Annotated in this window: 12 protein-coding genes; 9 read left to right on the forward strand and 3 right to left on the reverse strand. The window is 38.5% G+C overall.

The genetic code is table 11. The features are described 5' to 3' along the window. Positions 1-2 precede the first annotated feature (2 nt). Together CXF79_RS02675 and CXF79_RS02680 are read left to right on the forward strand one after the other, a co-directional pair. Positions 3-1,190: an ABC transporter permease gene (locus CXF79_RS02675; RefSeq protein ID WP_101153828.1), complete on the forward strand. Its 1,188-nt coding sequence runs from the start codon at positions 3-5 to the stop codon at positions 1,188-1,190. Continuing rightward, positions 1,187-2,374 (forward strand): ABC transporter permease, encoded by a 1,188-nt coding sequence (locus tag CXF79_RS02680; RefSeq protein ID WP_101153830.1) that lies wholly within the window; start codon positions 1,187-1,189, stop codon positions 2,372-2,374. Before CXF79_RS02675 ends, CXF79_RS02680 begins: the two co-directional genes overlap by 4 nt. A 169-nt stretch (positions 2,375-2,543) precedes the next feature. Here the strand turns inward: CXF79_RS02680 and CXF79_RS02685 are convergent, their stop codons facing one another. From CXF79_RS02685 to CXF79_RS02695, 3 genes are all read right to left on the reverse strand, one after another. After that, entirely contained in the window at positions 2,544-3,167 is a 624-nt protein-coding gene (locus tag CXF79_RS02685; protein WP_011042668.1) for a MarC family protein, read from the reverse strand. A gap of 108 nt (positions 3,168-3,275) precedes the next feature. After that, positions 3,276-3,728 carry a tellurite resistance TerB family protein gene (locus CXF79_RS02690; protein WP_011042669.1) on the reverse strand — a complete coding sequence of 151 codons (453 nt, stop codon included), beginning with the start codon at positions 3,726-3,728 and terminating at the stop codon, positions 3,276-3,278. 149 nt (positions 3,729-3,877) lie between these two features. After that, entirely contained in the window at positions 3,878-4,369 is a 492-nt protein-coding gene (locus tag CXF79_RS02695) for a VOC family protein (protein WP_232769058.1), read from the reverse strand. Positions 4,370-4,652: 283 nt separating this feature from the next. Here CXF79_RS02695 and CXF79_RS02700 point away from each other — a divergent pair, with 283 nt between their 5' ends. The 7 genes from CXF79_RS02700 to cphA all read left to right on the forward strand — a co-directional run bounded on the left by CXF79_RS02700 (position 4,653) and on the right by cphA (position 14,024). Further along, the gene (locus CXF79_RS02700; RefSeq protein WP_101153832.1) at positions 4,653-5,417 is read left to right on the forward strand and encodes an NRDE family protein; all 765 of its coding nucleotides are present in this window, start codon (positions 4,653-4,655) and stop codon (positions 5,415-5,417) included. Between the two features lie 668 nt (positions 5,418-6,085). Further along, positions 6,086-6,385: a PTS sugar transporter subunit IIC gene (locus tag CXF79_RS02705; RefSeq protein WP_101153833.1), complete on the forward strand. Its 300-nt coding sequence runs from the start codon at positions 6,086-6,088 to the stop codon at positions 6,383-6,385. 223 nt (positions 6,386-6,608) lie between these two features. Then, positions 6,609-7,865, forward strand: a complete 1,257-nt coding sequence (locus tag CXF79_RS02710) for an IS110 family transposase (RefSeq protein WP_101153835.1) — start codon at positions 6,609-6,611, stop codon at positions 7,863-7,865. A gap of 29 nt (positions 7,866-7,894) precedes the next feature. After that, positions 7,895-8,617 (forward strand): PTS sugar transporter subunit IIC, encoded by a 723-nt coding sequence (locus CXF79_RS02715; RefSeq protein ID WP_232769059.1) that lies wholly within the window; start codon positions 7,895-7,897, stop codon positions 8,615-8,617. 313 nt (positions 8,618-8,930) lie between these two features. Further along, positions 8,931-10,118 (forward strand): beta-aspartyl-peptidase, encoded by a 1,188-nt coding sequence (gene iadA / locus CXF79_RS02720; protein WP_011042693.1) that lies wholly within the window; start codon positions 8,931-8,933, stop codon positions 10,116-10,118. Between the two features lie 8 nt (positions 10,119-10,126). After that, entirely contained in the window at positions 10,127-10,951 is an 825-nt protein-coding gene (locus tag CXF79_RS02725) for a cyanophycinase (protein WP_011042694.1), read from the forward strand. A 253-nt stretch (positions 10,952-11,204) separates the two neighbouring features. Continuing rightward, entirely contained in the window at positions 11,205-14,024 is a 2,820-nt protein-coding gene (gene cphA, locus CXF79_RS02730; RefSeq protein ID WP_011042695.1) for a cyanophycin synthetase, read from the forward strand. The last annotated feature ends 7 nt before the right edge of the window (positions 14,025-14,031 follow it).

Raw genomic sequence — 14,031 nt, forward strand, 5'->3', positions numbered from 1 at the left:
ACGTGAAGCTATTACAAAGCATTAAAAATGAATGGCAATTAATTTGTCATGATGCTTGGTTAAAAGCACTGCTTTTTTGGTTGCCAGTAATACTTGCTATCGCGATATGGGGCGTCTTTTCTGCAGGTATTGCGCGCGATTTACCTATTGGTGTAGTAGATCATGACAACAGTTCAGTATCACGTTCGCTCATACGATATTATAATGCCAGTCCTAGCTTAGCCGTAGTACACCATTTTAACTCCATGGAGCATGCCAATGCAGCGCTTAGAGAAGGGAGTATCTATGCGTTAGTCATTATTCCAAATTCCTTAGAAAAAAACACCTTGTTAGGCAAAATGCCTCAAGTGACAGCCTTTTATAATAGTCAGTTCATTTTGATTGGTAAGTTAATTAATTCGGCCATGCTAAGTGCTCATGGCACTTATGTCGCCCAAATAGAAACCTTTAAAAACTTAGCAAATACGCGTGGCAACGTAAAAAAAGCGATAGGGGAAGCACTACCTATTTCGTCACAAATATCGCCATTATTTAATGCTAATACGCATTATGGTCAATTTCTTGTTACTGCGGTTATTCCTGCTATGTGGCAAATTATTATTATTGCGACTATCGTACTTGTCTGGGCAAGACCTCTGCAAAATTCTTCATTAGAACAATGGCTTGCTCATCTTAATTTTAATGAAGAACTGAAAAGGTTAATCCCGTATATTTTAATTTTTTGGATGCAGGGTATTATATATCTCAGTGTGTTTTACGGCACACTTCAGTGGCCCATGCATGGAAGTTGGCTTTTATTGATATTAGCTCAATTTTTCTTGGTCCTAGCCTGCGCAAGTGTTGCGACGTTATTTTTCTTTATTACCCTTGATGTCACACGTGCCATGAGTTTGGTGGCGGGATTCGCAGCCCCTGCATTTGCTTTTATGGGCGTCACATTTCCAACAACCGATATGCCTTTATTAGCGCAACTATGGCGGGCCTTATTACCTATTAGTCATTATATAACCGTACAAATTCAGCAGGTGAATTATGCAACAACCCTTAATCATAGTATTGGAAGCTTTGTTGCCTTAATCACTTTTGTGAGTGGCTTTTATATTGCAAAATTACTGGTTGAGAAACGCCAACGCTTAAATAGTTTACATGAAGCAAAGAAAGAAATTGTCGAAAAAGGTTGTAATTTATGACTTGGAAACGATTAATAAGTTGCGAATTTTACGCTATCTTCACTAATATTCCTTTACTCGTTACCGTATTTGGCGGCGTGATCATTTATTCATTTCTCTACCCTTTGCCTTATATTAACCAAACGCCACAAGAACAAAGTATTGCTGTGATTAATTTGGATGATAGTCAGTTAAGTCGCACTATTGAGCGCATGGCTAATGCTACACCACAAGTTAATATTACCCAGCAAGTCTATAGTATTGAAGAAGCGAAGGCCTTGCTCATTGAGGGACATATAACGGGGTTTCTTCTGATCCCGCAACATTTTTATCGTGATTTACTTCTTGAGAAAAGCCCACATTTACTTTTTGCAGGCAACGCTTCGTATTTTTTAGTTTATGGTACTGTCATTGAAGGGCTGGTTAGTTCAACATCAACGTTAGCAGCTGAAGTTAAAGTAAGTCGAATGGTTATGCGAGGAGATAATATTGCTTTAGCTTCTTCACAGTATTCCGCAATTGGTTTGAATCTTAAACCCACTTTTAACGCTAGTTTAGGGTATTTAAACTATATTGTTCCAGCTGTATTTGTCTTAATTTTACATCAAACCTTGCTTATTGCTTTGGGCCTACTCACTGCTGGACAGTATGAAAATAAAGTGAAATCACAACCAATTTCAAAATTACAATCAAGTTACTGGCTCATTTATCCTGTTTGGCGAGTTTTGCTTGTTCGCTCATTATTGATGTTGACTATTTATTTAGTGTTGTTCAGCTTTTATTTTGGGTACAGTTTTGAAAGTTATGGTATCAATCGCTTAGCCACCATTCCTGATTTGATGACACTGGCTTTTCCTTTTTTACTTTCTGTGATTTTTCTAGGTACTGTCGTTGGTTTATTAATACCAAGAAAGGAGCTAGCAACGCTTGTTGTATTATTAAGCTCGCTTCCTTTAGTATTCTCAGCTGGTTTTATATGGCCTACATCCAACATGCCTACAGTGATTAATATCATTACTCAATTCTTTCCATCAACGCCAGCAATTAATGGTTTTTTGCGGTTAAATCAGATGGGAGATAGCATTGATAATTTAGTACAAATTCAAATGCAGCTTTGGTCATTAACATTATTGTATGCCATGATTGCTGGTGTATTGATGACTAAAAAGCAAGGTGAACTCAATAGAATGATTAAATCGAGTTGATGATAGAAAGGCTAATCTTCATTAACTGAGCAGTACAACCTTTGCACTACCCGCGTTAACGGATGGTCAACTATCTTCTGTTACTGTGTTAATTTCAGTTAGAATCATTCGGTTTAGTAATCATAATTTTGAGCGCATACTTGAAGCGTTAATGTTGTTTCTCGATGTTTTAGCCTAGCGTGCTAATGACTGCTTTGATTCCAACTAATAACATCTGAACGCCTATGACAGCTAAAATTAACCCCATCAATCGAGTAACAATACTCAAGCCACTTTTACCTATAGCGGCTAAAATACGCGAACTAAATATAAAACAAATAAAGGTAATTAGGCATAAAGCTGCAAATACTGAGAGGGTGATTATTATTTCCATCCATCCGTTAGATGATGAATAATTCATTGCTGTGGCAATGGTGCCTGGTCCTGCAAGAAGTGGCACAGCCAATGGAGACACTGCTACATCAGAATCAGAGCTATCATCACCTTGGGTATGATGAAGTTTAGAACCGGAACCTTGAAGCATATGGTAACCGACAATAAAGACTAATATACCACCGGTTATTCGCAGCGCTGGGAGCGTTATACCAAATAAGTGAAAGATTGATTTACCTAAAATTGCAAAGCTAGCAATAACTATAAAGGTAATAATTAAGGCCTTAGCTGCAATTTTTCTCTGTTCAAGCTTATTTTTATCTCCGGTTAATCCTGCGAAAACTGCGGTGTTGGCGATAGGGTTCATTATGGCAAAAAAAGCCATGAAAACGGTTAATGCATGTTCCATTAATAAATTCATTTTATCTCATTTTTTTGATATGTATTCTCGCGCTTGAATAATAGAACTGCATTAATCAGCCATATGACTACTTTGTTATTTTTAATAGTGTTGGCAGTCTAATAGTAATTAAGTGTTTAACTCTAATACTTCCAATTTTGTTTTAATAAAGTCACTGTGCGGTACATGTAGTAAATCTGAAATTTGGCGAATGGAATGTTCTTCATAAATACTGATTTTTTGATCGGCTAATGCTACCTCCCAAAGAGTCTTCACCAGTTGAACGCGTTGTTGGCCACTATAATTTTCATTAATTAACTTAACAAACGGGTAAAGCGAGGTAACATCTTCACCGTGGGCGGTTGCATGCTCAACCAGTGAATCAAGCTTTTGTCCTGATAAATTAAAGGATTTTCCGAGTGCGACTTTAATTGCCTGTTGTTCAATAGATGATTTTTCTAAACTTGCTCTATTAACTTCGATGAGTAATATAGCAGCGGCTAACTGAATTTTATCTTGTGTATCTTCTTGGTCATTAATTTTTAGCTCTTGGCTAAAGAAGTTTTTAAGTTTTGTTAACATGTTTATTCCTTATTTTTTGTCAGTCTGATTACTAGTATACATACTTGCATTATCAGCGATATTTTCAATAGCTTAAAATAGTAAATCACTATGATGGATAGCTAACACTTCGACATCGTTCTAATCTAACATCACAGTGATTATTATATTTATTTAGGCGTAACAGCAAATTCAATTCTGTTACCACTTGGCTCTCTTATCATCATATGAATAGTTGGACCATCACCGTTAGGCTCAGGTGAAAATTCAATAATGACACCATCTGTCTTTTTACAACGTTCATAAAGCGTTTTTAAATCTTCTATACTGGCAACACTTAAGGCTAAATGGTGCAGGCCAACGTTATTTTTCCTGTCAAAGGCGATACTTTTTGATGGTTTTGTTACTTGCCAGAGTGTCAAAAATAGTTTGCCATCAGTGACAAATTTTGACGGATAATCATCATAACCACCAACGACTTTCCAACCCAATGTCTCTGTAAAAAACTGAGTAGATTTTTCTAAATTGGAGACCGTTAAACCTAAATGGTTTATGCCTTGGGTTATTGGGTTATCAAGTTTGTTTATCGCCGAGTTAGCCACTGCGTTATTAGTAGTAATAAGTGATGTGATAAAAAATAACGCTATAAAACTTTTATTCATATTGAATTCCATTAATACACTGTATTTCAATAGACCGTTGATAACGTCAGTTGTTTCAAAAATTTATTATTAATAAATTATAAAACGATTTTTTTAAAAGTAACTTTTAAAATGGTAACAATGTGTTTGTAGAATTTTTTACTTAGAAAGCTCCTCTCCCAATTATCACCAAATATAGTGTCATCCTCATGACAATAACTTAACAATTAATAGCTAGTCACAACATTAACAGGGTGCAATAATCAGGTTAAGCCTTAACTTAAGCCGATTTAAGAATTCATTCATGTGCATATTATTTATTGCTATCGAGCAACACCCAAAGTATCCCTTGATTATTTGTGCTAATAGAGATGAGTTTCATCAACGTCCAACGCAGGCTATGCATGTCTGGCAAGAGTCCAATATCTTGGCAGGAAAAGATCTGCAAGCAGGCGGGACTTGGTTAGGTTTATCGTCAACGGGAAAATTTGCCGCATTAACTAACTTTAGAAAACTCCCCTTAAGTGAGGCACCTAAAAAATCTAGGGGCGATCTTGTTTTACAGGCTTTAGTCGACACTAAAATAAACATGACAGCTGAGTTGGCTCAGCAAGCAAGCCAATATCACGGCTTTAACCTCATCTATGGTTCTTTGAAGCAACTGTACTGTTATGACAGTGTAAATAATCAAAGTCATCAGCTTAGTGATGGAGTGCATAGCATTTGTAATGGTGCGTTAGATGATATTTGGCCTAAAATGGCAAGAGGAGAAAAGCTGCTAAGTGAGACTATACGTTCACAAAAAAACTTATCCATTGAAGCCTTGTTTGATTTAATGACCAATGACAAACAAGCTTTACCGCATTTATTGCCTGAAACAGGCCTTGATGAGGAATGGGAACAACTACTCAGTGCCATTTTTATTAAATCACCTACCTATGGGACACGAACAACCACTATTATCACGCAAGATGTCGAAGGTAATGTTGAAACCTATGACCGTAGTTATGCGCCCTCTGGTGAGTGTATTACTAAGCAACAATTTAATTTAGCAACGGTTTTTGATTAACTGATTCTTTATTATTGAATTAATAAAGTAGTGCTATGTTGTTGATATTTTAAATGTGAAGTATTCAAAATACATCATGATTATTGATTGATAGGTGTTTACTCTCACTGAACTCTGAAAAATAAATAAGCTTATTCAGTGATCATTATTATATCAAAGGTAGACCTCGTGATAATGAATAATAATAGCTTTCTAATACAAGTAACCTTGATGTATTTTTCAACAATAAAATGGGTATAGACAAAATAACCCTCAACGTTTATCCATGCACCCAGCGTATCTTCTCGTGATGAACTCAATGTAATTGATTGCTTAATGACCATTTAAACAAAATAAACGAGTTTCCTATAGGAAACTTTATTCACTATTGTGGATTTTATTTCATTTAAAGTGTATTTTGTTGCGCTATCTCAACCTTTGTATCTTAGTAAACATGAATAATGAAAAGGTCAAATTTTTAGATATTTAAAAACCAGCTCAATAATCGATCAGATAGATAATCAATACAGCATTATTAATAGGTGCTAGATAGTAGTAAATATCTACAGTGAATTATTAATGCTTCAACAATTACATGGCAATGTTAACAAGGGAACGCTCATCATTATTTGAGTTTTTCATACCTTCAAAAAAACAAAACATATGCCGCCTTTGCTTAGGAATTTTTTATGGAATTACTTAAGGGTATTACCCTTCTTCTCGCTGCGTTAACCGCATTTTCTTTATTTAGTCGTTTTGCGCCCTACGGCACAAAAGCCATGGGCGGACTTGCCTCCGCGGCGGTTGCTAGTTTTCTCGTTGAAGCTATTCATGCCTACATCTCAGGTGATTTTCTTGGAATTGATTTCCTAAGAGAAACTGGCCTCGCTGCGGGGTCTATGGGAGGGCCTGCTGCGGCAGCTCTTGTCGCATTAGCCTTAGGTGCTAATCCTGTTTTTGCCATCGTTGCTGCTATTGCCACTATATAGTCTTTAACTCCTGATAAAGACCATACTTAATCTGTTCAGGTAAGTGCCTATTTCATACGAATAATTGCCACATAACATTAAATGTTTACTCCTTTGCTTTCGATGTTTTAGGTACGCTTAAGCTCAATAACGAATACTCAGGGCTTGTACCATTCATTACTGGCTATATTGCTTTCGAAGAGCTGAGCATACTGACTGAACGCCTTAATGTTTAGGAGGTAATATGACTACGTTCACTACTGAATTTACTGCTCATATAGGTATTGATTGGGCAGATAAAAAACACGACTTTTGTATTCAAGGTGTCAATCAATCGACCCGTGAATTTGGAGTTTTAACTCACTCACCAGAAAAAATAGATGACTGGGTACAGTCTTTACATCAACGATTTGGAGGGCAACTGGCCATATCTATTGAGCTGACAAAAGGACCGATTGTGTATGCTTTGCAAAAATACAACTTCATCACAATCTTCCCTATCAATCCCTTGCTGCTAGCTAAATATCGTGAAGCATTTACACCGAGCAAAGCTAAAGATGATCCAACAGATGCTGAGTTAGCTTTGGATTTAATGATTAATTACCCTAAAAAAATCAAACCCCTTGCTTTACAAAGTACACCAATACGGAAGCTCATGTACCTGGTGGAGCAACGACGCCGATTAGTTGAGGATAGAAGACGTTTTGGGAATCGATTGATATACGTCCTTAAACAATACTTTCCTCAATTATTAGAGATGTTTAGCCATCGAGATTCGGAAATGTTTTGCAATTTTATTCATCGCTGGCCTAGTTTGCAAAAGTTGAAAAGAGCAAGAGCGGATACCATAAGAAAGTTCTTTTTAGCTGCTGGTGGGCGCTCAGTGCCACTAATTGAAAAGCGGATTGAGATCATTAATCATGCTCAATACATCACCGAAGATACCGCTATAATTGATTCACATCAGCTTCTAGCAATATCAATTTCAGATCAAATAATAACAACAGTTAGAGCTATTGGCATGTTCGACATCGAGATAGACAAGTTATTTCATGAACAACCAGATGCAGAGTTCTTTGAATCTTTACCGAGTGCAGGCCCTTGCATGGCACCACGGTTACTCGTCGCCTTTGGTGAAAATAGAGATCGGTTTACGACTGCATCAGAAGTACAAATGTACGCTGGCGTCGCTCCTGTAACCGTCAGAAGCGGACAAAAATCATGGGTACATTGGCGCTGGCAATGCTCAACATTCCTTCGACAATCATTTATAGAATGGTCAGCTAAAACCGTTCATTCATCTTATTGGGCAGGTTTGTATTACACCCAACAAAGAAGGAAGGGGAATTCTCATCAGTCGGCGGTAAGGTCATTAGCGTTTAAGTGGATCCGGATTTTATTTCGTTGCTGGAAGTCGAGAACGAACTATAGTGAAACGAAATATCTGAAGTCACTCAGAGATAGAGAGTCGCCACTATTATTGTTAAAAATAGTTGACTGAAAGACTCAGGGCGTGAAGGAACCGGTATATTGGCTGGTTTTATTGCAGGCTATATTTGTTACTTTATTTCCAAAGTTATTGAAAAACACCTTCCTGAGGGGATCGATGTTATCGTTGGCGCTTTAATTCTCGCACCGTGTGCTTATATCATTGCTCATGCATCAGGGCCTGTCGTCGGTAGTATTATGGCCATTATAGGCTCAGCTATCACTGGGGCTACTTCTGCATCGCCTTATGTTATGGGCTTTTTACTTGGTGGCTTAATCAAAATGATCTGTACTTCACCATTAAGCTCTATGGCACTTACTGCTATCCTAGGTTTGACGGGTCTTCCTATGGGAATAGCTGCAATTGCCTGTGTTGGCGGATCTTTCACTAATGGTATCTTAATGAAGAGACTCAAATTAGGCGATAGAAACAAAGTTATCGCTATTATGTTGGAGCCACTCACCCAAGCGGATATTGTCACAAGAAATGCCTTCAAGATTTATTCTTGTAACTTTTTCGGCGGAGCCTTATCTGGTTTAGTTGCGGTTTATTTTAATATCATCAACGATGCTCCGGGCACTGCTGCTCCAATACCTGGTTTACTTGCTCCTTTTGCCTTTAATGAAGCGAGTACTGTATTAATGGCTGTTTTGGCTGCGTCTATTTGTGGTATTGCCGCAGGTTATGTTGGCAGTAGTATTCATCTAAAGTTAGATGAAAAACGTGCCAATAAACTTAGCGGAGTTACTCCGGTAACTACTTAAATTGATTGATGTGGTAAAAGGCTGTTCACAGCCTTTTATCACTAGTATAAAGTAGGTTATAAAAGCTAGAGATAACGCTTAAGCTTGCCTATTATGTTTCTGTCAATCCTCATGAACAATCTGCATGTCACTCATACCATTCAAAGAAAGCATAATAATAAAACCTAACGTATTCATACATTTCATTTCAGTCTAGTAAATTGTGTTACAATTGGCGTTTACTTTTTTCAGTGTTGATTTGGTTTGTTGTTTATTATGTTTTTTATCATAAAAACTAATGAGTTAAGCTAAATGCAACTTCATTATATCTACCATGAACGATAGCCAAACGATGCTCATATTATTGTGTAATGTAAATATTTATGCACCAAATCCCCTAGGTATTAAAGATGTTCTTATTGCAGGTAATAAAATTGCCGCAATTTATGATCATGGCCAAGGCGAAATTACCATCCCAAAACAATGGCCCGTTAAGGTTATTAATTTTGATGGCGCTATTTTAACGCCTGGTTTTATTGATAGTCATGCTCACATTACCGGTGGCGGCGGAGAAGCAGGTTTTGCGACGCAAGTACCTCCTGTTGGTCTAACTGAATTTACTCATGCTGGTGTAACCACAGTGGTTGGTTTACTTGGCACTGATGATACTACCCGCAGTACCGAAAATTTATTAAGCCGAGTTTATGGCTTGCGTGAAGAAGGATTATCGGCTTATTGTTGGACTGGTGGCTACCACTTTCCTCTAACGACTATCACGGGTAGTGCAAAGTCAGATATTGCTTTTCTTGAACCCGTTATTGGTATCGGAGAGTTTGCCATTAGTGATCATCGCTCTAGCCAACCAACGTTTGAAGAAGTGATTCGCTTAGCGAGTGAAACTCATGTAGCAGGGTTAATCACTGGAAAAGCGGGTGTTATTCATTTTCATTTAGGTGATGGTGAAAGACGTTTAGAATTAATAGAACGCGCAATAAGAGAAACTGAACTTCCTGCACGAGTATTTAATCCAACGCATGTTAATCGTAACAAACCTTTGTTTGAAGATAGTTGTAAATTATTAAGTAAAGGTTGTCATATTGACTTAACAGCATTTCCCGCAGGAACCGCTCAGCCAGGCTGGGAAGCTTGTGACGCAATTGAAATGGCTGTTGAAAGGCAATTACCCTTAGAACAAATAACCCTTAGCTCGGATGGCGGAGGTTGCTTACCTTGTTTTGACCCACAAGGTGAATTACAACATATGGATTTTGGTCGAGCGAGTACATTAGGAGAAACATTGGTAGCAACGTTAAATAAAGGTTTGTCACTTGAAACCGTTCTGCCTATGTTAACAAGCAATGTTGCTAATATTTTACGTTTTAAAAACAAAGGGCAAATCGCCGTTGGTTTTGATGCGGATTTATTGGTGATGAATGAAAAGTATGAAATTACTGATGTCATGGCACAAGGTGTATGGCATAAGCAAAATAATCAAACAATGATTAAAGGTACATTCGAATAGAGGTAAATATGTGTCCAGCAAAAACGACTGACGGTCAACAAAGGGGATTCGTAATCCCAATCGGGGGGGCAGAAGAACGCGTAAATGATCCTATTATTTTAAAGCGTTTTGTTGAGCTTTGTGGTGGAGAGAATGCTTATATAGTTATTATTCCAACCGCATCACAACTCGATGATACAGGGTCAAATTATGAAACTGTTTTTCATGAATTAGGTGTGAAGAAAGCTGTTTCTTTGCCTATTAATGATCGTGAGCAGGCAAATAGTGAAGACTATCTAGCAGAATTAAACAATGCCACTGGCATTTTTATCACTGGTGGTAACCAATTACGCTTGTCTACTATTTTAGGTGGTACTCCGGTGGCTCAAAGCATTCGTAAACTTAATGCTGCAGGTGTTCATGTTGCCGGTACCTCTGCAGGAGCAGCTATTATGCCTGGCCATATGATTGCCGGCGGACGCACTGGGGCTTTACCCAATGAAGAAGGGGTTACTTTTGCACCAGGTATGGGATTGATTAATAAAGTCATAATTGATCAGCATTTTAGCCAACGAAACCGATTAGGACGTTTGTTATCGGCCATCTCTTACAACCCATTTGCTTCAGGTCTTGGTATTTGTGAAAATACAGCTGCCTTTATTGATCCGTCAGGAACTTTGGAAGTCGTTGGTCACGGTAGCATTACTGTGGTTGACCCTTCAGATTTAACCCACAGTTCAATGGCTGATGCTAATAGAGGCGAAGCCATAACGTTAATTGGACTAAAGTTGCACGTGCTTAGCCCCGGCGCAACTTATTGTATCAACGAAAGAATAGCGAAACCTGCAACTTAGACCAGCAGGTAAATTATCCTTCTTTTTAAAGCCTGCCACCTTTTTAGTTGTCAGGCTTTTATTTTTATATTTCATCCATTTAACCGTACCCCCAACGTTTTCATATTCCCTCTAAAAATATTATTTAGCAAGTAGTTTGCGCTTCAATAAAACCGTGTTATCTTTTCTAAACGACGTTTTATGTAGTTGTAATCGTAGTCTAGTTGTTATTGGATAATATAAAGTTCTCGTCAGAGTAATAAAGGAAATCACTATGAAAATACAATCTTCCAACGTGTATGTTGGCCCTAATGTTTATGCTCATTTTCCTGTGATTCGCCATATAGTAGATATCGGCATTTTGGAAAAATATCCCTCAGTTAGACTGGGTAATGAATTTATTCAAGGATTACTCACTCACCTGCCAAGTTTAGACCAGCATGGTTGCTCTTATGGAGAGCCTGGTGGTTTTATCAGACGCTTAAAAGAAGATGACGGTACCTGGATTGCTCATATTTGGGAGCATGTTACCCTCGAATTACAATGTATTGCAGGCACAGAAGTCACGTTTGGTAAAACACGTGGCACAGGTAAAGTCGCTGAATACAACATGGTTTTCCAGTACAAACAACGTGATGTCGGCCTTGAAGCGGCGATATTGGCGAGAAATCTATTAATTTCATTAATGCCTGTTGCTATTCAAGTTGAGTTACAAACCAAAATTGAAGACGACTTTGATTTTCAGCAAGAGTTAGCTGATTTTATTCGTTTTGCTCAACGTAAAGAATTCGGTCCTAGTACCCAATCATTAGTTGATGCTGCAGAAGAACGTGATATTCCTTGGTTACGCTTAAATGAGTACAGCCTAGTTCAATTTGGCCATGGTAAATATCAAAAGCGAATTCAGGCAACCATCACCAGTGAAACTAAGCATATTGCCGTTGAGATTTCTTGTGATAAAGAAGACACCCATAATTTATTAAATGATCTCGGCTTACCGGTTCCTCAGCAACGTATGGTGTATTCAGATACGCAAGCGGTAAGAATGGCAAAACGCATTGGCTATCCAGTGGTATTAAAGCCGTTAAATGCGAATCATGGTCGTGGTGTTTCTATTGATTTAAACACGGAAGAGCAAGTCATTACCGCTTTTGCCTTTGCCAAAGAACAGGGTACCAGTAGGGCCGTTTTAGTTGAATCTTTCTTAACAGGATTAGACCATCGCATGCTGGTTATTAACGGCGAATTAGTTGCTGTTGCGAAACGTGTACCTGGTCATATAATTGGTGATGGCGTTAATAATATCAGTCAGTTGATTGATATTGTCAATGAAGACCCTCGCCGAGGCGTTGGTCATGAAAAAGTACTGACCCAGTTAGAATTAGACACCCAAGCCGAACGGTTATTAGAAGAAGCCGATTATACACAAGGCACTGTGTTACCCAAAGGTGAAATATTTTACTTACGTTCAACCGCTAATTTGTCGACTGGCGGTACCGCTATTGATATGACTGATGTGGTTCATCCTGACAATAAGACCATGGCTGAACGTGCAGTAAAAGCTGTTGGTCTAGATATCGGCGGGGTTGACTTTTTAACGTCTGATATCACTCAATCTTACAAAGATATTGGTGGCGGTATTGTTGAAGTTAATGCTGCACCTGGCTTTAGAATGCATGTAGCGCCAAGTGAAGGCAAACCAAGAGATGTGGCTGGAAAAGTCATTGATATGTTGTTCCCGCCATCGATACCTAAGCGCATTCCTATTGCCGGAATTACCGGTACAAATGGTAAAACGACAACTTCTAGAATGTTAGCTCATATCTTAAAAAGTGCTGGGCATGTGGTCGGTATGACGTCTACCGATGGCGTTTATGTTGATGGTCAATTATCTGTTAAAGGTGACATGACTGGTCCTGTTTCATCTCAGATTGTTTTACGCGATCCCTCGGTAGATATTGCCGTGTTAGAAACAGCACGTGGGGGTATTGCTCGTTCAGGTCTTGGTTACAATGAATGTGATGTAGCAGCTTGTATTAATGTTCAAGAAGATCATTTAGGCCTTAGAGGCATAGATACGCTTGATCAACTTGCTGAAGTTAAACGTATTGTTGTTGAAGTAGCCAAAGATAGTGTTGTTCTTAATGCTGATGACCCTCAGTGTTTAAAAATGGCTGAACATACCAAAGCTAAACACTTATGCTATGTCACTATGAACACCGGCCATAGTTTAGTCCGCGAGCATATTCGTGCAGGCGGTCGTGCGGTAGTATTAGAAAAAGGTATCAACGGTGACATGATCACCATTTTTGATAACGGCACTCATATTCCCTTACTTTGGACCCATTTAATTCCTGCGACCTTGGAAGGTAAAGCACTGCACAATGTGCAAAACGCTATGTTTGCTGCAGCCTTAGCTTATTGTTTAGATAAACCGCTCGAGGCAATTCAACAAGGTTTAAGAACCTTTACCACGACCTTTTATCAAGCACCCGGAAGAATGAATGTTTTTGATGAACATCACTTTAGAGTAATACTTGATTATGCTCATAATGCAGATGGTGTGCGTTGCATGAGTGAACTGGCGAGTAAGTTAGAAGTTAAAGGTAAGCGTATTACTGTGCTGGCAGGCCCAGGTGATCGTCGTGATGAAGATATAGTGAATATTGCTAAAGCGGCAGCTGGGCATTTCGATATCTACATTTGTAAGGCCGATGATAATAGACGTGGTCGAGGAGTCAATGAAGTTCCAGAACTCTTAGCGTCGTCATTAAGAGCTGAAGGAATTGATGAATCACAAATATATTGTATTTCAGATGAAGTAGAGGCAATAAACAAAGGGCTTGAACTCGCAAATACTGATGACTTATTGATGATCTTTGGTGATGCTATTACACGCTGTTGGAAACAAATTATTAATTTCAATAGTGGTCACGAGCCTGAGCAAGAAGCAGAAAAAACAGCCGTTCAAACCGTTGTTTCTATGCTAGAAACCAGCGAGCCAGATACTTTTGTTTTGGAAAGCGGTATGAAAATTGTTACCGATGAACGAGGTGTTCGTGTGGTATCTGAACACGACGAAGATAGTGATTAATCGTTCG

It is taken from the genome of Colwellia sp. Bg11-28 (genome assembly GCF_002836245.1).
GTDB lineage: Bacteria > Pseudomonadota > Gammaproteobacteria > Enterobacterales > Alteromonadaceae > Colwellia > Colwellia psychrerythraea_A.

Excerpts from the sequence above, each read along its gene's own strand:
- CXF79_RS02690 (WP_011042669.1), bottom strand. The coding sequence starts at position 3,728 with ATGTTAACAAAACTTAAAAACTTCTTTAGCCAAGAGCTAAAAATTAAT.
- cphA (WP_011042695.1), top strand. The coding sequence starts at position 11,205 with ATGAAAATACAATCTTCCAACGTGTATGTTGGCCCTAATGTTTATGCT.
- CXF79_RS02695 (WP_232769058.1), bottom strand. The coding sequence starts at position 4,369 with ATGAATAAAAGTTTTATAGCGTTATTTTTTATCACATCACTTATTACT.
- iadA (WP_011042693.1), top strand. The coding sequence starts at position 8,931 with ATGAACGATAGCCAAACGATGCTCATATTATTGTGTAATGTAAATATT.
- CXF79_RS02725 (WP_011042694.1), top strand. The coding sequence starts at position 10,127 with ATGTGTCCAGCAAAAACGACTGACGGTCAACAAAGGGGATTCGTAATC.
- CXF79_RS02705 (WP_101153833.1), top strand. The coding sequence starts at position 6,086 with ATGGAATTACTTAAGGGTATTACCCTTCTTCTCGCTGCGTTAACCGCA.
- CXF79_RS02680 (WP_101153830.1), top strand. The coding sequence starts at position 1,187 with ATGACTTGGAAACGATTAATAAGTTGCGAATTTTACGCTATCTTCACT.
- CXF79_RS02685 (WP_011042668.1), bottom strand. The coding sequence starts at position 3,167 with ATGAATTTATTAATGGAACATGCATTAACCGTTTTCATGGCTTTTTTT.
- CXF79_RS02700 (WP_101153832.1), top strand. The coding sequence starts at position 4,653 with ATGTGCATATTATTTATTGCTATCGAGCAACACCCAAAGTATCCCTTG.
- CXF79_RS02710 (WP_101153835.1), top strand. The coding sequence starts at position 6,609 with ATGACTACGTTCACTACTGAATTTACTGCTCATATAGGTATTGATTGG.